Annotated in this window: 21 protein-coding genes and 2 tRNA genes; 9 read left to right on the forward strand and 14 right to left on the reverse strand. The window is 64.1% G+C overall.

Annotated features, from left to right (window positions below; all coding sequences use genetic code 11):
• Positions 1-148 (forward strand): I78 family peptidase inhibitor (locus AC1D0P_RS15650; RefSeq protein WP_477677603.1); only part of this gene is annotated, 148 nt, incomplete at its 5' end.
• 32 nt (positions 149-180) lie between these two features.
• Here the strand turns inward: AC1D0P_RS15650 and AC1D0P_RS15655 are convergent.
• From AC1D0P_RS15655 to AC1D0P_RS15680, 6 genes are all read right to left on the reverse strand, one after another.
• Positions 181-393 (reverse strand): hypothetical protein, encoded by a 213-nt coding sequence (locus tag AC1D0P_RS15655; RefSeq protein ID WP_477677588.1) that lies wholly within the window; start codon positions 391-393, stop codon positions 181-183.
• 20 nt (positions 394-413) lie between these two features.
• On the reverse strand, positions 414-1,604 hold the full coding sequence (hemW, locus tag AC1D0P_RS15660) for a radical SAM family heme chaperone HemW (protein ID WP_477677604.1): 1,191 nt from the start codon (positions 1,602-1,604) through the stop codon (positions 414-416).
• 8 nt (positions 1,605-1,612) lie between these two features.
• Positions 1,613-2,233 carry an RdgB/HAM1 family non-canonical purine NTP pyrophosphatase gene (gene rdgB, locus AC1D0P_RS15665; RefSeq protein WP_477677589.1) on the reverse strand — a complete coding sequence of 207 codons (621 nt, stop codon included), beginning with the start codon at positions 2,231-2,233 and terminating at the stop codon, positions 1,613-1,615.
• Between the two features lie 44 nt (positions 2,234-2,277).
• Positions 2,278-3,006, reverse strand: coding sequence for a ribonuclease PH (gene rph, locus AC1D0P_RS15670; RefSeq protein ID WP_477677590.1), 729 nt, complete (start codon positions 3,004-3,006; stop codon positions 2,278-2,280).
• 102 nt (positions 3,007-3,108) lie between these two features.
• Complete coding sequence (locus AC1D0P_RS15675) at positions 3,109-4,011, reverse strand: PP2C family protein-serine/threonine phosphatase (RefSeq protein ID WP_477677591.1); 903 nt, start codon at positions 4,009-4,011, stop codon at positions 3,109-3,111.
• Positions 4,008-5,015, reverse strand: a complete 1,008-nt coding sequence (locus tag AC1D0P_RS15680; protein WP_007874747.1) for a serine/threonine protein kinase — start codon at positions 5,013-5,015, stop codon at positions 4,008-4,010. Before AC1D0P_RS15680 ends, AC1D0P_RS15675 begins: the two co-directional genes overlap by 4 nt.
• Before the next feature lie 72 nt (positions 5,016-5,087).
• On the opposite strand from AC1D0P_RS15680, the gene AC1D0P_RS15685 reads away from it, so the two are divergent.
• The 4 genes from AC1D0P_RS15685 to AC1D0P_RS15700 all read left to right on the forward strand — a co-directional run bounded on the left by AC1D0P_RS15685 (position 5,088) and on the right by AC1D0P_RS15700 (position 9,291).
• Positions 5,088-6,005 (forward strand): YicC/YloC family endoribonuclease, encoded by a 918-nt coding sequence (locus tag AC1D0P_RS15685; RefSeq protein WP_477677592.1) that lies wholly within the window; start codon positions 5,088-5,090, stop codon positions 6,003-6,005.
• Positions 6,006-6,069: 64 nt separating this feature from the next.
• The gene (gmk, locus tag AC1D0P_RS15690) at positions 6,070-6,690 is read left to right on the forward strand and encodes a guanylate kinase (RefSeq protein ID WP_477677593.1); all 621 of its coding nucleotides are present in this window, start codon (positions 6,070-6,072) and stop codon (positions 6,688-6,690) included.
• Between the two features lie 41 nt (positions 6,691-6,731).
• Positions 6,732-6,935 carry a DNA-directed RNA polymerase subunit omega gene (gene rpoZ, locus AC1D0P_RS15695; RefSeq protein ID WP_348046396.1) on the forward strand — a complete coding sequence of 68 codons (204 nt, stop codon included), beginning with the start codon at positions 6,732-6,734 and terminating at the stop codon, positions 6,933-6,935.
• A 109-nt stretch (positions 6,936-7,044) separates the two neighbouring features.
• Complete coding sequence (locus AC1D0P_RS15700; protein WP_477677594.1) at positions 7,045-9,291, forward strand: RelA/SpoT family protein; 2,247 nt, start codon at positions 7,045-7,047, stop codon at positions 9,289-9,291.
• Between the two features lie 8 nt (positions 9,292-9,299).
• Here AC1D0P_RS15700 and greB read toward each other — a convergent pair whose 3' ends face one another.
• From greB to hrcA, 5 genes are all read right to left on the reverse strand, one after another.
• Positions 9,300-9,806: a transcription elongation factor GreB gene (greB, locus tag AC1D0P_RS15705; protein ID WP_477677605.1), complete on the reverse strand. Its 507-nt coding sequence runs from the start codon at positions 9,804-9,806 to the stop codon at positions 9,300-9,302.
• On the reverse strand, positions 9,734-9,961 hold the full coding sequence (locus AC1D0P_RS15710) for a hypothetical protein (protein ID WP_477677595.1): 228 nt from the start codon (positions 9,959-9,961) through the stop codon (positions 9,734-9,736). Before AC1D0P_RS15710 ends, greB begins: the two co-directional genes overlap by 73 nt.
• A gap of 139 nt (positions 9,962-10,100) precedes the next feature.
• A tRNA-Arg gene (locus AC1D0P_RS15715) sits at positions 10,101-10,177 on the reverse strand.
• 27 nt (positions 10,178-10,204) lie between these two features.
• Positions 10,205-10,281 (reverse strand) — tRNA-Ile (locus tag AC1D0P_RS15720).
• Between the two features lie 46 nt (positions 10,282-10,327).
• Positions 10,328-11,347 carry a heat-inducible transcriptional repressor HrcA gene (gene hrcA / locus AC1D0P_RS15725; protein ID WP_477677596.1) on the reverse strand — a complete coding sequence of 340 codons (1,020 nt, stop codon included), beginning with the start codon at positions 11,345-11,347 and terminating at the stop codon, positions 10,328-10,330.
• Between the two features lie 48 nt (positions 11,348-11,395).
• Here hrcA and AC1D0P_RS15730 point away from each other — a divergent pair, with 48 nt between their 5' ends.
• The 3 genes from AC1D0P_RS15730 to rapZ are packed head-to-tail and all read left to right on the forward strand — an operon-like array spanning position 11,396 to position 14,798.
• On the forward strand, positions 11,396-12,271 hold the full coding sequence (locus AC1D0P_RS15730; protein WP_477677597.1) for an NAD kinase: 876 nt from the start codon (positions 11,396-11,398) through the stop codon (positions 12,269-12,271).
• 17 nt (positions 12,272-12,288) lie between these two features.
• Positions 12,289-13,932: a DNA repair protein RecN gene (gene recN, locus AC1D0P_RS15735; protein ID WP_477677598.1), complete on the forward strand. Its 1,644-nt coding sequence runs from the start codon at positions 12,289-12,291 to the stop codon at positions 13,930-13,932.
• Complete coding sequence (gene rapZ, locus AC1D0P_RS15740; RefSeq protein ID WP_436156627.1) at positions 13,932-14,798, forward strand: RNase adapter RapZ; 867 nt, start codon at positions 13,932-13,934, stop codon at positions 14,796-14,798. Before recN ends, rapZ begins: the two co-directional genes overlap by 1 nt.
• 12 nt (positions 14,799-14,810) lie before the next feature.
• On the opposite strand, the gene mutY is transcribed toward rapZ, so the two are convergent.
• From mutY to mutM, 3 genes are all read right to left on the reverse strand, one after another.
• Positions 14,811-15,893 (reverse strand): A/G-specific adenine glycosylase, encoded by a 1,083-nt coding sequence (mutY, locus tag AC1D0P_RS15745; protein ID WP_477677599.1) that lies wholly within the window; start codon positions 15,891-15,893, stop codon positions 14,811-14,813.
• 62 nt (positions 15,894-15,955) lie between these two features.
• Positions 15,956-17,932 carry a dynamin family protein gene (locus tag AC1D0P_RS15750; protein WP_477677600.1) on the reverse strand — a complete coding sequence of 659 codons (1,977 nt, stop codon included), beginning with the start codon at positions 17,930-17,932 and terminating at the stop codon, positions 15,956-15,958.
• Positions 17,933-18,010: 78 nt separating this feature from the next.
• Positions 18,011-18,826, reverse strand: a complete 816-nt coding sequence (gene mutM, locus AC1D0P_RS15755) for a bifunctional DNA-formamidopyrimidine glycosylase/DNA-(apurinic or apyrimidinic site) lyase (RefSeq protein ID WP_477677601.1) — start codon at positions 18,824-18,826, stop codon at positions 18,011-18,013.
• 139 nt (positions 18,827-18,965) lie between these two features.
• On the opposite strand from mutM, the gene AC1D0P_RS15760 reads away from it, so the two are divergent.
• On the forward strand, positions 18,966-19,870 hold a 905-nt coding region (locus AC1D0P_RS15760; protein ID WP_477677602.1), incomplete at its 3' end, for a tetratricopeptide repeat protein.

A 19,870-nucleotide genomic window follows, 5' to 3' on the forward strand; every position in this document is an offset into this window, starting at 1 on the left:
GCTCCAGAATGACGCACGCACGCGCGCCGGCGCGAAGACCGTGCGAGTGCTAAGGCCCAACCAGGTGGTGACCATGGAATTCAGCGCCGAGCGGCTGAACCTTACGGTGGATGATGCGGGCCGGGTGACGCGGGTCAGCTGCGGTTGATGCTGCCGGTGAGCCACCGCTGCGCCGGTGATTCAGCGCTTGTCTTTGGCGGCTTGCTGAAGCTGGCGTTTGCGCTTGGCCTTGTTGAGCGACTCGGGCTCGGCCGGGCGGTCGCGCAGTGCCGCGGCTGCGCGCTCTTCGGCCGCCTTCTTGCGTTTTTTATCACGGAAGTGCACAAAGAGTCGGCCCAGGCCGAAGCTGATAGCACAGCTGACAACGAGAAAAATAAGGGCTGGAGTTTCCATCTTGTGAAGGGCTTTGCCGTTTAGCCGGCCAGGAACAAGGACTGCAGATCGTTCAGAAAATCAAAGCCGCGCTCCGTGGGCTTGACGTGCACGAAGTCGCGCTCTATCAGTCCCTTGCGCTCGGCTTCTTCCAGTCCTTGCTGGATGGCGGTGATCGGCAGCCCGGTCTTCTCACTGAAATCCTGCAGCTTGAAACCGTCGCGCAGGCGCAGGGCGTTGAGCATGAACTCAAACGGCAGGTCGGCGCGGCTGACTTCTGTTTCTTGCGTCACGGCCTCGCCGGCCAGGGCTTTTTCCATATACAGCTTGGGCTCGCGATAGCGCACCTGGCGCACCACGCGATGGGCGAAGCTGAGCTTGCTGTGGGCGCCCGCGCCTATGCCCAGGTAGTCGCCGAACTGCCAGTAATTGAGGTTGTGGAAGCAGCGGTGGCCGGGCTTGGCGTAGGCCGACACTTCATAACGCTGCAGGCCCGCGGCTCCGGTCATCTCGGTGATCCTGTCGAGCATGGCGTAGGCTGTGTCTTCCTCGGGCACCACGGGCGGGAATTTGGCGAAGTAGGTATTGGGCTCTATCGTCAGGTGATAGATGGAGATGTGGGGCGGCTGCAGGGCCAGGGCCTGTCGCATGTCCTGCTCCAGGCTTTCCGTGGTCTGCCCGGGCAGCGCATACATGATGTCAAGGTTAAAGGTGTCGAAGGCCTGCGCGGCTTCCTCAACCGCGGCGATGGCCTGGGCGCGGTCGTGCACGCGGCCCAGAGCCTTGAGATGCCGGTCGTCAAAGCTCTGCACGCCGACGGACAGGCGGGTGACACCCGCGGCGCGAAAAGCCTTGAAGCGGTCTTTCTCAAAAGTGCCGGGGTTGGCTTCGAGCGTGATCTCGCAATCGGCCTCGAGCCGCAAGCGCGCGCGTATGTCGGCCAGCAGGCGGTCTATGGCCTGCGGCGAAAACAGGCTGGGCGTGCCGCCGCCTATGAAGATGCTGTGCACGGTGCGGCCCCAGACCAGTGGCAGCGCAGCCTCAAGGTCGGCGATCACCGCATCAATGTAGCGCTGCTCGGGCATCTCGCCCACGGCTTCATGCGAGTTGAAGTCGCAGTAGGGGCACTTGCGTATGCACCAGGGCAGGTGCACGTAGAGCGACAGCGGCGGCAGCGCGGCCAGCCGCAGTGTGCCGCTGCGCATGTAGTGCTGGATGTCCTGCTGCGCCATGGCGAGTGTCAGGGGGTGAGCGGCCACTGTCCGCGCATCAGTTCGATCATCTGGCGCGCGGCCTTGCCGCGATGGCTGTTGGCGTTCTTGATCTCGACCGGCAGTTGCGCAAAGGTTTTGCCGAACTCGGGAATGAACATCACCGGGTCGAAGCCGAAGCCGTTGTCGCCCACAGGCTGTGCGGCGATCTGCCCCGCGACGCGGCCGGAGGCAATCAGTGGTTCGGGGTCTTTGTCGGAGCGCACAGCCACCAGCGTGCTAACCAGCGCGGCGCGGCGTTCGGAAGGCTGCGCCAGGTGCGCCATCTGTTCAAGCAAGGCCTTGACGTTGTTGTCATCGCTTTTGGTGTAGCCATAGCGGGTGGCGTAAAAAGCGGTGTCGACGCCGGGCAGGCCGCCGAAAGCCTCGACGCACAGGCCCGCATCGTCGGCCAGTGCGGGCAGGCCGCTGAGGCGCGAGGCCTGTCGAGCTTTGGCGAGGGCGTTTTCGACAAAGGTGCGAAAGGGTTCTTCGGCCTCGGGCAGGCCCAGTTCGGCCTGGCTGACGAGTTCAAGCCCCAGAGGCGCGAACATGGCCTTGAGTTCGGCGAGTTTGCCCTGGTTGTTGGAAGCTAAAACGATTTTTTTCATGGAAGTCGACGAGGGCAAAGCGCCGGAAGCTGCGCGATGGATGCTCAGGCAGCCAGCGACTGCTTCTGCAGATCGACCAACTCGGTGATGCCTTTTTCGGCGAGCACGAGCAGCGCGTCCATTTCCTTGCGCGAAAACGCGGCGCCTTCAGCCGTGCCCTGCACTTCCACATAGTTGCCGGCGCCGGTCATGACGACATTCATATCGGTGTCGCAGGCGGAGTCTTCGGTGTATTCAAGGTCCAGCAGCGGCGTGCCCTGCACGATGCCGACGGAGATGGCGGCGACGTGGTCGATGATGGGGCTTTGCGTGAGCTTGCCGCTGGCGATCAAGGTATTGACGGCGTCCTGCGCCGCGACGAAGGCGCCGGTGATGCTGGCGGTGCGGGTGCCGCCGTCGGCCTGGATGACGTCGCAGTCAAGGTGGATGGTGCGTTCACCGAGTTTTTTCAGGTCAAACACCGAGCGCATGGAGCGGCCGATGAGGCGCTGAATCTCTTGCGTGCGGCCGCTTTGTTTGCCGCGTGCGGCCTCGCGGTCGCTGCGGGTATGGGTAGCGCGGGGCAGCATGCCGTATTCGGCGGTGACCCAGCCTTCGCCGCTGCCTTTTTTGTGGCCGGGGACTTTTTCTTCGACGGAGGCAGTGCACAGCACCTTGGTGCCGCCGAATTCGATCAGCACCGAACCTTCAGCGTAGGCGGTGTAGTGGCGGGTGATGCGCACGCCGCGCAGGGCGTCGGCGGCGCGCGCGCCGCTTCGTTCAAACTGGCTCATGGAAATGGCTTTCTGGCAAAAACGCCGGAGAAAATAAAGCGAAAAAAAGTAAAACGAAAAGGAGAGCCGGGAACGAGGCGCCTTGCGGCGCCGGCCCCGGTATCAGGCTTTTCTGGCGGCCGAACGGCGTATGGCTTCGTTGATCTCGGCGATCGAGCGTTCGATGGTGGCCTCGTCGAGGTCGTCGACCATGGTGTCGAGCACGCCGGCCTGGATGGTCGAGGCGAACACGCCGTCCATGATGCTGTCGGTGGAGACGCCGCGGGTGGACTCGAAGGCGTCGGGCGTTTCCCACTCCATGGCCAGCACGGTGACGTTGTCGCTATGCTCGCCGCCGGTGCGCAGGGCATTTTCGACCAGATCCGGCACGGCGTCGGACACGCCCTTGCTGGCCAGCTGGCGCACGATTTCGGCGTCGCTGAGGCTGCCCCAGAGGCCGTCGGAGCACAGCAGCAGCTTGTCGCCCTGCTGCAGGGTGACGGGGCCGGCGACGTCGAAGACGGGCTTGGTGGGCGAGCCCAGGCAAGTGAACAGGATGTTGCGGTTGATGCGCTCGAGCTTGATCACGCCGGCGCTTTGCTGTTCAAGGTAGGAGTGGTCGCGGGTGCGCGTGAGCAGTTCGCCGTCACGCACGACGTAAAGGCGCGAATCGCCGCAGTGCACCCAGGTGGCGCCCGTGCCCTGCAGGATGGCGGCCACCAGCGTGGTGCGGGGGGTGTCCAGCATGCCTTTTTCGCTGGCGTAGCGGATGATCTGGTGGTGCGCCGCCATCAGGGCGGTGGAGAGGAACTCGGTGGTGTCTTCAATGACGGGGCGCGCTTCCTTCTGGTAGAGCGCCGAGATGGTCTGCAGGGCGAGCTGGGCTGCCACTTCGCCTTCAGGATGGCCGCCCATGCCGTCGGCCAGCACGAAGAGGCCCGATTCGCGCGTGTAGCAATAGCCCATGCGGTCTTCGTTCTTTWCGCGCCCGCCTTTGCGGCTGACCTGAAAGACTGAGAATTTCATTTGAATTTGGTCGCGTAGCCGGTGGCTTTGCGCGCTGATTTTTTGGTGTCGGACACCATGTTGTCAAACTGCAGGCGAACCTTTTCGCTGACGGTGAGCTTGGTGTAGCGGCGCTCACCCTCCCGGCTCAGCTCTTTTTGCAGGGCGAAAACCGATTGGGGACGGGACAGCGGATCGAGCGACATGCACCACTCTACAACCTCGATCAGGTTATCGGAATAGACGCCACGCAAGCGCGACAGGGCAAGCGACAGACGGTCTTTTTCAAGGCGTTGGGGCGCGTCGTTGGGAGGGTAGCCCTGCATGGTGGCGTAAATGCAGGCGCCGATGGCGTAAATGTCAGTCCAGGGGCCCATGGAGGAATCGCGGCGGTACATCTCGGGCGCGGCGAAGCCGGGCGTGTACATGGGGCGAATGAAGTTGCCTTCCTTGCTCAGCACCTCGCGGGCGGCTCCGAAGTCGATCATCACGGCGCGGTTGTCGTCGGTGATGAAGATGTTGGCGGGCTTGATGTCCAGGTGCAGCATCTTGTGCTGGTGCACGATGCGCAGGCCGCGCAGGATTTCGTCGAACAGCGAGCGGATCGTCGATTCGCGGAAAACCTTCTGCTTTTTGAGTTCGCGGGCCGTGATGATGAAGTCCTGCAAGGTGCCGCCTTCCAGGTAATTCATCACCATGTAGACGGTTTCGTTCTCGCGGAAGAAGTTCAGCACGCTGACGACGGAACCGTGGGAAATCTGGGCGAGGGAGCGGCCCTCTTCAAAGAAACTCTTGAGGCCCAGGCGGTACAGCGAGAGTTTTTCAGGCTGGACCTGGGGAAGCAGCTCACCCGGCGAACGGCTGGCCAGGGAAGACGGCAGGTATTCCTTGATGGCGACCTGCTGGCCCTCGTTGTCGACGGCCAAGTAAACTACCCCGAAGCCTCCGGCCGAAAGCTTTCGCACAACACGATAGCCACCAATCACGGTGTCGGGCGGCAACGGTGCAGGCTTGACCTTTGACATAATTTGGGCTTGCCCGGGCGAGACAATGTCGGCCTGGGTCTTGGTTCTCTCTCTAGTAAAGCGTATCTACAAATGTCAGTTTACAGCATGACGGGTTATGCAACCGTGCAATCGAGCATGGCGCAGTCCGCCCCGGAAACTGAATCGGGCCCGGACGCCAGCTCCCGTCTGGGCGTCGAAATACGCTCCGTCAACAGCCGGTTCCTGGACCTGGCCTTCCGCCTGCCCGACGAACTGCGGCAGGCCGAACCAGCCCTGCGCGAACTGCTCACCGGCAAGCTCAAGCGCGGCAAGGTCGAAGTGCGGGTGTCGCTGGAAAGCGCCTCGTCGGGCAACCTGCGCGCGCCCTCGTCGGCCACCTTGCAGCGCCTGGGCTCGCTGGAAGACAGCATCAAGTCCTGGCTGCCGCAGGCGGGGGCGCTCAGCGTCGCAGATATTCTCAGAATTGCGACGAATGAAGACAAAAAACCACACGATTACAGCGATGAGCTGCTCAAGCTGGCAAAAAAAGCCCTGAAAGAACTGATGGCGGCCCGCGAACGGGAAGGGGCCCGCCTCGCGGAGATGCTGCTGGACCGTACTGCGCAGCTACGGGCGCTGGCCGCGCTGGCCGTGCCCATGGTCCCCAAGCTGGTGGAGCAGCAGAAAACCCGCTTCCTGGAGCGCTGGAAAGAAGCCATGGCCCTGTCCGACGGCGGCGCGCTGCCGGAAATCGCCCAGGACCGGGCTCTGACCGAGGCCACGGCCTTCGCCATCCGGATCGACGTGGCGGAAGAAATCACCCGGCTGTCGTCCCACCTCGACGAAATCGACCGCCTGCTCGCCAGCGGCGGGGAACTGGGAAAACGCCTGGACTTCCTGATCCAGGAACTGCACCGTGAAGCCAATACACTGGGCTCCAAATCCGCGTCGCTGGACCTGACCCGCATTTCCGTGGACATGAAGGTGCTGATCGAGCAGATCCGCGAGCAGGTCCAGAACATCGAATAAGCCCCTAAAACGCCCGACAGCCCCTCGCCCCCTCTAGTAAATAAGCACTCAACGACCTGTACGCATGGACTATCCCGGAAACCTTTTTGTCGTGGCCGCCCCCAGCGGGGCGGGAAAATCCAGCTTGGTGAAGGCCCTGATGGAGCTGGATTCACGCATCCAGCCTTCGGTGTCGCACACCACCCGCCCTCCGCGTGGGCAGGAAAAGCACGGCAGGGAGTACTTTTTCCTGTCGCCCGAGGAATTCGACGGTATGGTGTCTCGCGACGCCTTCCTGGAGTGGGCCCATGTGCACGGCCACCGCTACGGCACCTCGCGGCAAACCATCGAGGAGCGGGTGGCCCATGGCGCCGATGTGATCCTGGAGATCGACTTCCAGGGCGCCATCAACATCAAGCGGATTTTCGCCAACGCGGTGCTGATCTTCATCCTGCCGCCCAGCTGGGAAGAACTGCGCTCCCGCCTGCAACGGCGTGGCGAGGACAGCCCCGAGGTCATCGAGCTGCGGCTCAAAAACGCCGGCACCGAGATGGCCCAGGCCCGGGAATTCGACTTCGTTATAATCAACGAGTTGTTTGAGCGGGCAGTTTTCGACCTGAAAACCATTGTGCATGCCCAGCGGCTCAAGTTTTCGGCCCAGCGACGCGCCCGTGCCGAGACCTTCCAGGCCCTTCAAATTCCCTGATTTCAGCGCTTTTCACCTTATCGATCACACCGGAGATCACCATGGCCCGCATTACCGTCGAAGATTGCCTCGAAAAAATCCCGAACCGCTTCCAGCTGGTGCTGGCCGCGACCTACCGCGCGCGCATGCTGAGCCAGGGCCATGCCCCCAAGATCGAAAGCAAGAACAAGCCCGGCGTGACCGCCCTGCGCGAAATCGCCGACGGCAAGATCGGCCTTGAAATGCTGAAAAAAGTCCCCTCCTGAAACACTGTTCAGGCTCGCAAAAAGCACCGAATATCGGTGCTTTTTTCATTTCGGGGCATCCAAAGTCCATTTTTTTCAGGTTTTTTTCATGCCGCGATACATTTAAGGCATGAGCGCCATGCTTTCGCCCGTTGTTGCCAGCAAATCGACCCCGGCCGCCGCCAATGCCGCGGCCGCGAGTTTTGCCGCGCTCACGGCCAGGCTGGACTACCTGAGCGCCGCCGACATCGACAATGTCCGCCGCGCCTACCGTTTTGCCGATGAGGCCCACCTGGGCCAGCTGCGCAACAGCGGCGAACCCTACATCACCCACCCGATCGCCGTGGCGCAGCAGTGCGCCGAATGGAAGCTGGACGCGCAGGCTCTCATGGCCGCCCTGCTGCACGACGCGATTGAAGACTGCGGCGTCACCAAGCCCGAATTGATAGAGCGCTTCGGCGCCCCGGTGGCYGAACTGGTGGACGGGCTGACCAARCTCGARAAGCTGGAATTCAACACCCGSGAGGAAAACCAGGCYGAGTCYTTCCGCAAGATGCTGCTGGCCATGGCGCGCGACGTTCGGGTCATCTTGATCAAACTCGCCGACCGCACCCACAACATGCGCACGCTGGGCGACGTCCCGCGCGCCAAGTGGACCCGAATCTCGCGCGAAACCCTCGATATCTATGCGCCCATCGCCCACCGCCTGGGCCTGAACACCACCTACCGCGAACTGCAGGACCTGTCCTTCCAGCACCTGCACCCCTGGCGCTATGCGACCCTGACCAAGGCGCTGCAAAAGGCGCGCGGCCGCCGGCGCGACGTGATCAAGCGGGTTCAAGGCGAAGTCGAATCGGCTTTTACCAACGCGCAGGTGCCCGTGCTGATCTCCGGGCGCGAAAAGACGCTGTATTCCATCTACCGCAAGATGGACGAGAAACACCTGTCCTTCGCCCAGGTCACCGACCTCTACGGCTTTCGGGTGATCGTGAAGGACCTGACCGCCTGCTACACCGCGATGGGCGTGCTGCACCAGCTCTACAAGCCCCTGCCCGGCAAGTTCAAGGACTACATCGCGATCCCCAAGATCAACGGCTACCAGTCGCTGCACACCACCCTGGTCGGCCCCTTCGGCACGAATATCGAGTTCCAGATGCGCACCGAGGCCATGCATGTGGTGGCCGAATCCGGCGTGGCGGCCCACTGGCTGTACAAGGCTACGGACCCGGACAGCGACGCCTCGCAGCGCCTGGGCACGCAGTGGCTGCAGTCGCTGCTCGACATCCAGCATGAAACGCGTGACGCGGCCGAGTTCTGGGACCACGTCAAGATCGACCTGTTCCCCGAAGCGGTTTATGTATTCACGCCGAAAAGCCAGATCATGGCCATGCCGCGCGGCGCGACGATCGTGGACTTCGCCTATGCCATCCACAGCGATGTGGGCCATCGCGCAGTAGCCGCCAAGGTCAATGGCGAGCAGGTACCGCTGCGCTCCGAACTGCACAACGGCGACGTTATCGAGATCATCACGGCTTCCGTCTCCAGCCCCAACCCTGGCTGGCTGGGTTTTGTGCGCACAGGCAAGGCGCGTTCCAAGATACGCCACCACCTGAAGACCATGGCGCTGTCGGAATCGCAGGACCTGGGCGAAAAAATGCTGGCCCAGGCGCTGCGCGCCGAGGGCATAGAACGCGAACGCCTGCCCGAGGACGACGAGGCCCATCACGGTACCTGGGAAAAAATCCTGCGCTTTACCGGCAACCGCACGCGTGCCGATTTGCTGACCGACATCGGCCTGGGCAAACGGATTGCCAGCATGGTCGCCAAGCGCATCGTGACCTTGCTCGCCGAGACCGGCGAAAAACCCAATGCGCTGCTGATGAGCCGCGAGCGCTACACCGCCCATGAGTCGGTGTCGCAAGGCGCCCTGGTGATAGACGGCAGCGAAGGCGCCTCGGTGCAGTTCGCGCCCTGCTGCCGGCCCATTCCAGGCGACGGCATCGTCGGCTACCTGGGCCGCGGCGAGGGCCTGGTCATACACACTGACGACTGCGCCGTCGCCAAGCGCCTGCAGCACCGCGACAGTGAGCGCTTCATCGCGGTCGACTGGTCGGACGAACCGGTGCGCACTTTTGAGACCAACCTGCTGGTCACGGTGTCCAACGGCAAGGGCGTGCTGGCACGCGTTGCGGCCGCGCTGGCCAGCGCCGAGGCCGACATCACCCACGTCGACATGGAGCAGGAGCCCTCGCACGACGCGACCGACCTGCGTTTTGGCGTAGCGGTACGTGACCGCGTGCACCTGGCTTCGGCCCTGCGCAGTGTCAAGCGCACGCCCTCAGTGCTGCGGGTTCAGCGCGCCAAGTCGACCGGCTAGCCTGCCGCTTAACCGGCCGTGCGTTCGTCGGGCGCCGGGTAGTCCACCTTGAGCACCTCCAGCGTCTGCAGGCCTTGCGGCGTCACGAGGCTCACCTCATCCCCCACCCGCGACTTGAGCAACGCCCTGGCGACGGGCGATATCCAGCTGATTTGCCCCAGGGCGCTGTTGGCCTCGTCGATGCCGAGGATGGTCACCATGCGCTCTGCGCCGCTGTCATCGGCATAACTCACGGTCGCGCCGAAAAAGACCTGGTCGCTGCCGTGGTGGATGGAGGGGTTGCTGATTTCCGCGATCTCCAACCTCTGCGTCAGGAAGCGGATGCGCCTGTCGATTTCCCGCAGGCGCTTTTTGCCGTAGTGGTAGTCGCCGTTTTCCGAGCGGTCGCCGTTGCTGGCCGCCCAGTGGACGATTTCCACCATTTTCGGCCGCTCGTTGTCGATCAGGTCCAGCAGTTCGCTGCGCAGGCGCTCATAGCCTTGCGGCGTGATGTAGTTTTTGCCGCCCGCAGGCAGGGGCGCGAGCGCGGGCTCGTCGAGTCCGGCTCCGGCACGGCGCCGAAGAACTCCTCCATCGCCTCGCGCGAAATCCTGACCGGAATGGTGCTGCCTGCGTGCGACAGGCCAAAACTCAGCCAGTCGCCGTGGTCCTCGACGTTCAGTGATCCCATGTTTCTCCTCCGGAATGAGCCTCCAGAATAGCGGAGCGGCTGGTGGACGTACAGCCCCTGAAAACCACTAAAAAGCCCTGCGCAAAGAAAAATAGCCTAGAGGGGTAAGCCTCTAAGCTATTGAAATCACTAATAAAAGTGGTGCGGCTGGCAGGAATTGAACCCACGACCCCTTGGTTCGTAGCCAAGTACTCTATCCAACTGAGCTACAGCCGCTAAGCCTCAAATTATAGCTTATTTAAATGGTAGGGCGTGAGTGACTTGAACACTCGACCAAAGGATTATGAGTCCTCTGCTCTAACCAACTGAGCTAACGCCCCACACAAGAGGGAGATTGTAAGGGCCTGCGGGGACCTGCTCACGAGCCTACTTGCTGTGGCTGAGGGCCGTACTGACCAGTTTGGAGGTGATGTCGACGATCTGGATCATTTTTTCGTAGGGCATGCGCATGGGGCCGATGACGCCCAGCGTGCCCACCACCTGGCCGTCGACCTCGTAAGGCGCCGTCACCACCGACAGCTCCTGGTAGGGAATGACCTGGCTTTCGCCGCCTATGTAGATACGAACGCCCTCGGCACGGCTGGACACGTCGAGCAGGCGCATCAGCTGCGCCTTTTGCTCGAACAGGTCGAACAGCTTGCGCAGGTTGCCCATGTCGCCGGAAAAATCGCTGACGGCCAGCAGGTTGCGCTCCCCTGAGATGACGACTTCGTCGCGCGATTCGATGGCTTCGGAGCTGACCTTGACCGCAGCCTGCATCAGCGTGGCAATCTCGCCGCGCAGCGCCTCGACCTCGTTTTTCAGGCGCTCGCGCACTTCCTCTATCGCCATGCCGGCGTAGTGTGAATTGAGGAAATTGGCGGCCTCCACGAGTTGCGACTGGCTGTAGTCGGCCTCGGTGAAGATGACCCGGTTCTGCACGTCGCCGTCGGGCGACACGATGATCACGAGAAAGCGTTTTTCGGACAGGCGCAAAAATTCAATGTGGCGGAACACCGAAGTGCGGCGCGGCGCCATGACCACACCGACGAATTGCGACAGGCTGGAGAGCATGTGCGCCGCATTGCTGAGCACTTTTTGCGGCTGGTCGGGCGCCAGCCGGGGGGCGCCTATCTGGCCCACAGCGGGAAAGGAGTCGCGCTGCGTGGTCAGCATGGTGTCGACGAAGAGGCGGTAGCCGCGCGCCGTGGGGATGCGGCCGGCCGAGGTGTGCGGGCTGACGATCAGGCCGAGCTCCTCGAGGTCGCTCATCACGTTGCGTATGGTGGCGGGGGATAGCTCCAGGCCCGAGGCCTTGGACAGCGTGCGTGAACCCACCGGCTGCCCATCGGCAATGTAGCGCTCCACCAGCGCCTTGAGAAGCAACCGCGCACGATCATCAAGCATGCCGACATTCTACGAAGCTTGGGGCGGATGTTGTGATGTAATTTGCCGATGAAATCGCAATTCCGCCATGTCGCACTGATCGGCAAGTACCACGCACAGGGTTCCCGGTCGGCGCTGGAGGACATCGCGCATTTCCTGGGCACCCAGGGCTGCGAGGTGGCAATCGAGCAGGACACCGCCAGCAACACCGGCCTCACGCAATTCCCCACACTGGACGCAGCCGGCATAGGCGCGCAGTGCGACCTGGCCCTGGTGGTCGGCGGCGACGGCACCATGCTGGGCATAGGCCGGCTGCTGGCGCAGTTCGGCATCCCGCTGGTGGGCATCAACCAGGGCCGGCTCGGTTTCATCACCGACATTGCCTTCGAGCACTACCAAGCCACCCTGATTCCCATGCTGCGCGGCGAGTACGAGGAAGACCGCCGCTGGATGATGCAGGCCAAGGTTGTGCGCGACGGCCGCTGCGTTTTCAGCGCCACCGCCATGAACGACGTGGTGGTCAACCGCGGAGCGACCGCCGGCATGGTGGAGCTTCGCGTCGAGGTGGACGGCCGCTTCGTGGCCAACCAGCGCGCCGACGGCCTGATCATCGCCTCGCCCACCGGCTCCACGGCCTACGCGCTGTCCGCCGGCGGGCCCCTGCTCCACCCCTCGATTGCCGGCTGGGTGCTGGCGCCCATTGCGCCGCACACACTGTCGAACCGGCCCATCGTGCTGTCGGACTCCGGCGAGATCACGATTGAAATCGTCGCGGGGCGTGACGCCAGCGCCAACTTCGACATGCAGTCGCTGGCCAGCCTGCTGCACGGCGACCGCATCACCGTCAGGCGCTCGGAGCACCAGATGCGCTTTCTGCACCCCAAGGGCTGGAGCTACTTCGACACCTTGCGCAAAAAACTTCACTGGAATGAAGGCGTGGCCTGAACGGCGCGGATTTATTTATGAGCCTCAAAAGCATCTCGCTTCGCGATTTCGTCATCGTCCACGAACTCGAGCTGGACCTGTCCGGTGGGTTCACGGTGCTCACCGGTGAGACCGGCGCCGGCAAATCCATCCTGATCGATGCCCTGCAACTGGCCCTGGGCGCGCGCGCCGATGCCGGCGTGATACGCGAAGGCGCGGCCCGCTGCGAGATCAGCGTCGAGTTCGACAGCCCCAAGGGCCTGGCCGCCTGGCTGGAGCAAGCCGGCTTCGACGGCGGCGACAGCCTGCTCTTGCGCCGCACGATAGACGTGCAAGGCAAAAGCCGCGCCTGGATCAACGGCAGCGCGGCAACCGCCACGCAGCTCAAGGAGATCGCCGACCAGCTGGTGGACATCCACGGCCAGCATGCCTGGCAAAGCCTGACCCGGCCCGACGCGGTGCGCGGCCTGCTGGACTCCTATGCGGACGTTTCCACGGATGAACTCTCGCGCCGCTGGCAGCAGTGGCGCCTGGCCCAGAAGACGCTGCTGGAGGCACGCGATGCCCAGGACAGCCTGCAGCGCGAACGCGAGCGACTGGCCTGGCAGATCGGCGAACTGGACAAACTCGCGCCCGGTGCCGACGAGTGGGACGAACTCAATGCCCAGCACGGGCGCCTGTCCAACGCCCAGGCCCTGCGCGACGCGGTGCAAACCGCCGTCGATGCATTGCAGGAATCCGACGACAATGCCAATGCGCTGTTGGGCCGCGCGATTGCGGCGCTGCAAAACCAGGAACACATAGAACCCGAGTTCAAGGCTATGGTGGAAGTCCTGAACGGCGCGCTGGCGCAGATGGAAGACACGGTCCACTCGCTCAACGGCTATGCCCGCCATGCCGAGCTCGAGCCGCAGCGGCTCGCTGAACTGGACGAGCGCCTGTCGCAGTGGGTCAGCCTGGCGCGCCGCTACAAACGCACGCCGGCCGAGCTGCCCGAGCTGCTGGCATCCTGGCAGGCCGAACTGCAAAAACTCAATGCCGCGGCCGACCTGGCCCAGCTTGAGAAGAACGAAGCCGCGGCCAAGGCGGCCTACCTCGAGGAAGCCGGCCAGGTGTCCAAGGCYCGCGCCAAGGCCGCCCCCAAACTCGCCAAGGCCATCACCCAGGCCATGCAAGGCCTGGGCATGCAGGGCGGCAAATTCGACGTGGCGCTGGCCAAACTTGAACAACCCGCCCAGCACGGCCTGGAACAGGCCGAATTCCTGGTGGCCGGCCACAGCGGCAGCACGCCGCGCCCCGTCGGCAAGGTGGCTTCGGGCGGTGAGCTGTCCCGCATCGCGCTGGCCATCGCCGTCACCACCAGCCAACTCGGGCAGGCTGAGACCCTGATTTTTGACGAGGTGGATTCAGGCGTGGGCGGCGCCGTCGCCGAAACCGTGGGCCGCCTCATGAAACAGTTRGGCAAGGACCGCCAGGTCATGGCCGTCACCCATTTGCCCCAGGTGGCGGCCTGCGCCGACCAGCACCTGGTGGTCGCCAAGCGCTCCGAGAACGGCGTCACCCTGAGCGCGGTCGACCATGTCAACGGCGAGCAGCGCGTGGCCGAGATCGCCCGCATGCTGGGCGGCGAACGCCTTTCCGGCACCACGCTGGCGCACGCCAAGGAAATGCTGGGGCAGTGATGGCTACGCTGGAAATGGTCCTCATCACCGGCATGTCGGGCTCGGGAAAATCCGTCGCCCTGCACGCGCTGGAGGACGCCGGCTACTACTGCGTCGACAACCTGCCCCCCGAGCTGCTCACGCCTTTCGTGGCGCTGGAACAGAAGCATGGCGCGCAAAAAGTCGCGATCGCCATGGACGTGCGCAGCGCGACCTCTCTGCCGCTGGTGCCCCAGCAGCTGCGCCAGCTGCGCGAGTCCGGCGTGGTGGTGCAGTCGCTGTTCCTGGACGCCAACACGGAAACCCTGGTGCGCCGCTTTTCGGAAACGCGCCGGCTGCACCCGCTGTCGCGCATAGACGCCTCCGACCAGCACCGCGCGCTGGTGGACGCCATCGAACTGGAACGCGAACTGCTGGGCGAAATGCGCGAGCAGGCCCATGTGCTGGACACCAGCATGATCCGGTCCTCGCAGCTGCAGGGCTATGTGAAGTCGCTGATTTCCGCGCCCACCACCCAGCTGACGCTGGTGTTCGAGTCCTTCGCGTTCAAGCGCGGCGTGCCGCTGGACGCCGACTATGTCTTCGACGTGCGCATGCTTCCCAATCCGCACTATGAGTCCGGCCTGCGCCACCTCACGGGGCGGGATGAACCGGTGGCGGATTACCTCAAGGCGCATCCCGAGGTCGGCGACATGTTCCGGCATATCGAGCAATTCCTCAGCCACTGGCTGAACGCGCTGGTGCGCGACCACCGCAGCTACGTGACGGTCGCCATCGGCTGCACCGGCGGCCAACACCGTTCGGTCTATTTGGTCGAAGAACTGGCGGCGGCTTTCAGCCCCCACTGGCGCACGCTGAAGCGACACCGCGAGCTCGACGCCGGTTAAGAAAACCGGCCTTCAGGCGTCTTGCGCGAGCAGCTTGCGTATAGGTGCGGGCAGGCCCAGCGCGGGCCACGCATCGGGGCCGAACCAGGCACCCGGCCGCTCCTCCGACACCACGGCTTTGGGCAATGCCTGGCCGGCGCCAAAGCCCGCTACCCACGGCGACAAATACAAATCCTTGTGTGTGAGCACATGGACGAACTGCGGCAGGGGATCGAGGCGCGATTGCAGTGAGGGCGGCAGCACCGCCTTCAGCTCGTCATCGCTGTCGAATACCGGCAGGCAATACAGGCCGCCCCAGACGCCCCGGCCGGGACGCCTTTCAAGCCACACCGAGCCGTCAGGCCGTTGCGCCCACAACAGGCTCAGGCCCTGGGCGCTGCGCTTGAGCTTGCGTGTCTTGACGGGGTATTTGCCGGGGTCGCCTTCGGCAAAACCGCGGCACAGCTTCTGCACCGGGCATAGCAGGCACTGCGGCTGGCGCCCGGCGCAAATCGTCGCGCCCAGATCCATCAGCCCCTGGGTGTAGCGCGGCATGGTGTCCGCCAGCTTGCGCGTTGGCAACAGTTCCGTCGCATGGTTCCACAATGCTTTTTCATTGGCGCCTTGCGCCAGGTCGGCGGAAAAACCCAGCACCCGCGTGAGCACCCGCTTGACGTTGCCGTCCAGGATCGCGACACGCTCAGCGAAGCAAAAAGAGGCAATGGCGGCCGCCGTCGAGCGGCCTATGCCGGGCAATGTCTGCAATTGCTCCGACGTGCCCGGAAATTGCCCGCCGTGCAGGGCCACGACATCTTTGGCGCAGCGATGCAGGTTGCGCGCGCGGCTGTAGTAGCCCAGCCCGCTCCACAGGCCCAGCACTTCGTCTTCGCTGGCAGCGGCCAGTTCGGCGACCGTGGGGAAGCGCTCAAGAAAGCGCGCGTAGTAATCGAGGACGGTGGCGACCTGGGTCTGCTGCAGCATGATCTCGGACAGCCACACGCGATAAGGGTCGCGCGTGTTCTGCCAGGGCAGGCTGTTGCGCCCGTGCGTGCTTTGCCAGCGGACGATTTCCCCGGAAAAACCGGAAGGCAGGGTTTGCAAGGCGGATTGCTTCATCTCCGGCTTTGCGCCCTGGGAGGGGAAAAGCGCTGGATGGCTGATTGACCTGCCGGCAAGGCTCAGGCTGCCTCGGGAACGGCCGCGTTCTGGGCGGCTGCGGCGGCCTGCGCCTTGTCTTGCGCAGAAGTGCCGCCCATCAGGTGGGCCGTCAGCTCGGTGAGCTTGTTGTCCAGCTCGTTGAGCACGCCTTCCTGCTCGTCGATCTCGGCGATGCGTTCGTCCAGGCCCGATGCCGCCTGCTGGATGCGCTCAATGGCCTCCAGCCTGCGCCCGAAATTGCGGCGCCGCTCGCGCAACTGGGCGTCCAGTTGCGAGGCTGCAGATTTGTTCCACAGCTCGACCTCGCCCAGCGCGGTCTCGTAGACCACGCGCAGGCGCGTGGCCAGCGCGCGCACCAGGCGCTCGGAAAAGTCCGCCTGGGACAGCTTGATCACATTGCTCAGCCCCAGGTACTGCAGGTGGCTGCGCTCTATCAGTTCGAGGTCGTGTTCGTAGCGGATCAGTTCCGGCTCTTTGGGCGCCTGCAGCGAGAAGCTGAATTCGGCATTGAGCTGGCGGAAGGACGCGGTCAGCATGGACTGGATCTCGCCGCTCAGGATCTGGGATTTCTGCAGCCCCTCGCGCAGGCGCGAGAAGGTCTGCCCGTAGGCTTTTTTGACACCCAGCTTGATACCCGGCTGCTTCAGCGCCTGCGTCAGTTCGGCCAGTTCGGCCTTGAGAGTCGGCGTGCTGAGGAGGTTGAACAGGTCGCGCAGCATCTTGAGGTGGACCGAGCGCACCGCGTGGATCTTCGAACCGCTGGTGTCGAACTCGGCCTGTTCCTGCTCGATGCGGCTGCGCATGTGCTTGATCACCGAGACGTTTTTGCCGCGCAGGCCGCGCAGCTCGATCATCTGCTCGGCCAGGTCGCGCCGGCGAATGTGCATGGCGCGTCCGGCTTCCGTCCGGAGTTCGCCGATGCCGGCTGCTACCGCCGAGCGCAGGATTTTCTGGCGCTGCCCCATCACGCCCTGGCCCAGCGCGAGCTCGAGCGCCGGCAGGTGGCTGGCTTCCAGCAAGGCCTTGTCGCGGGTCACCTTGGCCACCAGCCCCTTTTGGGCCGAGACGGGGATAACCTGCGATTCCGGCAGGCCCAGGATTTCGGCCGAGGTCGCGCGTTGCCGGTCGATCTGCGCCTTGATTTGCTCGGGCGTGCTCAGCGCGTCCCAGAGCGTGTCTATCTTGTTGAGCACCACCAGGCGCGCGTCGCTGCCCTCGCCCTCGGTGATCAGGTGTTCACGCCAGATCGCCAGGTCGGACTTGGTGACGCCGGTGTCGGCGGCCAGGATGAACACCACGGCATGTGCCTGGGGAATCAGGCTCACCGTCAGCTCGGGCTCAGCGCCTATGGCGTTCAGGCCCGGCGTGTCGAGGATCACCAGGCCCTGCTTGAGCAGCGGGTGCGCGATATTGATGAGGGCATGGCGCCACTTGGGCACTTCGATCAGGCCGTCGGGGCCGGCCAGGGGGTTGTCGTCCGGGCTGTTGTCGTGCCAGAAGCCGAGCGCGCGGGCCTCATCCTTGGTGACGTGGCGCACTTCGGCGACTTTTTCCAGGGCTTGTGCCAGCTGGGCGGGATCGTTGACGTCCAGGTCCAGCCGCGTCCACTTTTCGGGGGCCGAGCGCCACTCCATCAGCGCCTGTTTCTGCAAACGCGTCTCGATGGGCAGCAGGCGCAGGCAAGGCGGCACGTCCGCGTCGTAACCGAGCTCGGTCGGGCACATGGTGGTGCGGCCGGCGCTTGCCGGCATGATGCGGCGGCCGTAGCCGRCAAAAAAGATCGCGTTGATCAGTTCGGACTTGCCGCGCGAGAATTCCGCCACAAAAGCCACCATGACCTTGTCGGAACGCACCTGGGACTCCAACCGCTGCAAACGCTCCTCGACGGCAGCGTCAAGCAGGTCATGGTCTTTCATCCACTCAGCAAGCAGCTTCAGGCGAAGCGCAAATTCACGCCGCCACTGGCCATGCTGGTCAAATTGTTCGTTAAAAGACATCGGTCTTCCGTTAAGTGTGATCGGTCAATATAGCATCGCCGCCCCGAAAGGCCTATTGGCGCCTCTACGTATCCGGGTTCAGGGTTTCTGGCAGGTCGCGCAATAAAAAGTCGAGCGCTGGCCCTGGCGGATGCTTTTGACGGGCGCGGCGCAAACCCGGCAAGGCTGGCCGGCCCGGTCGTAGACCATGGCTTCCAGCTGGAAATAACCGGATTCGCCCCAGGCATTCGAGAAGTCCCGCAAGGTGCTGCCGCCTTTTGTAACAGCCTGCGCCAGCACCTGGCGTATGGCCGCGTGCAGCAGCGCCGCGCGCGGCTTGCTGATGCGGCTGGCCCGCGTGGTGGGCCGTATGCCCGCCAGGAACAAGGCCTCGGAGGCGTAAATATTGCCGACGCCCACCACCGCCTCGCCGCCCAGCAGGACTTGTTTGATGGGCGTTTGCCGCAGTTTGAGCGCCTGGTGAAAATCGGCGGCGTCAAAAGCGTCACTGAGCGGCTCCACGCCCAGGCGGCCGAGCAGCTTTTGCGCGGCTGGGGTGTTTTCGCCGCCGGCATAGACCACCGCACCAAAACGGCGCGGGTCGTTGAGCCTCAGGGTTCCCAGGCTGGTCACCATGTCGAAGTGGTCGTGCTTGCCAGGCGCGGGAAAGCCGGCGCCAAAGCTCACGCTGCCGGACATGCCCAGGTGGATCATCAACAGGCCGTCGCTCAAGTCCACCAGCAGGTATTTGCCGCGCCGGCGAACCGCGAGCACCTGCCGGCCGACCAGTTGGCGCGGCTGGCAGCCCAGGGGCCAGCGCAGGGGTTTGCCCATTTCGACGCGCTCGATGCGCGCGCCCGCGATGCGGTCCGCAAAACTCAGGCGGGTGACTTCGACTTCCGGCAGTTCAGGCATAGGTTTGGCAGCTAGGGGCGCCGGTCTGCGGGCGCAAGGGGGGGTGGTTCGCGGCGCCGCGCAATGCCGGCCACAAAAGCTTTCAAGGCGGCAGGGTAAAGCGGGAGCGCGACCCGGAAGCATCAATTATCATGGTTCGATGAAGAAAAAATCTGGCCTTGCCGGCCTTGCCCTCAGCGGCCTGTGGTTTGTCGCACCCCTGGCCCTGGCGCAGACCGACGAGCCGGTTTCCGCCGCGCCCGCCACACTGGTCGAAGCCAAGGCCGCGCAGGAATCCACCCCCTCCTCGCTTCTGGACAGCGCCCTGTTTTACCAACTGCTGGTCGGTGAAATGACCCTGCAGGACGGCGAGCCCGCCGCCGGCTTCGCCCTGATGCTGGACGCCGCCCGGAAAACCGGCGACGCCCAGCTTTACCAGCGCGCCACCGACATCGCCCTGCAGTCGCGCTCGGGCGACGCCGCCCTGCAGTCGGCCCGGGCCTGGAAGCAGGACCAGCCCACCTCGCGCGAGGCCAACCGTTACGTGCTGCAAATCCTGGTGGCGCTCAACCGGATTGCCGACACGGTGGAGCCGCTGCAAACCGAAATCAAACTGGCACCGGATGTGGAGCGGCCGTCCGTCCTGACGTCTGTACCGCGCGTGTACGCCCGCGCAACAGACAAAAAACTGGCCAGCACCGTGGTGGAAGAAGCCCTGGCCGACCACCTGGGCAATCCCGCCACCGCGGGCGCCGCCTGGACCACCGTCGCGCGCATGCGCCTGGCCGCGGGCGACGCCAATGGCGCGCTTGCCGCGGCCCGGCGCGGCCAGGCTGCCGACCCGCGCGCCGAAGGCCCAGCGCTGGTGGCGCTTGAATTGATGGACCCCAAGCTGCCCGAAGCCGAAACTGTGATCCGCAATTATTTCGACGGCAACCCCAAAGCCATGCCTGAAATCAGGATGGGCTATGCCCGGGCGCTGCTGGACGCCCAGCGTTATGCCGAGGCCGCCGCCCAGTTGCAGGTCGTGACGCGCGACAAGCCCGACCTCCCTGAGGGTTGGTT

This window comes from Polaromonas sp. P1_G2, assembly GCF_056405515.1.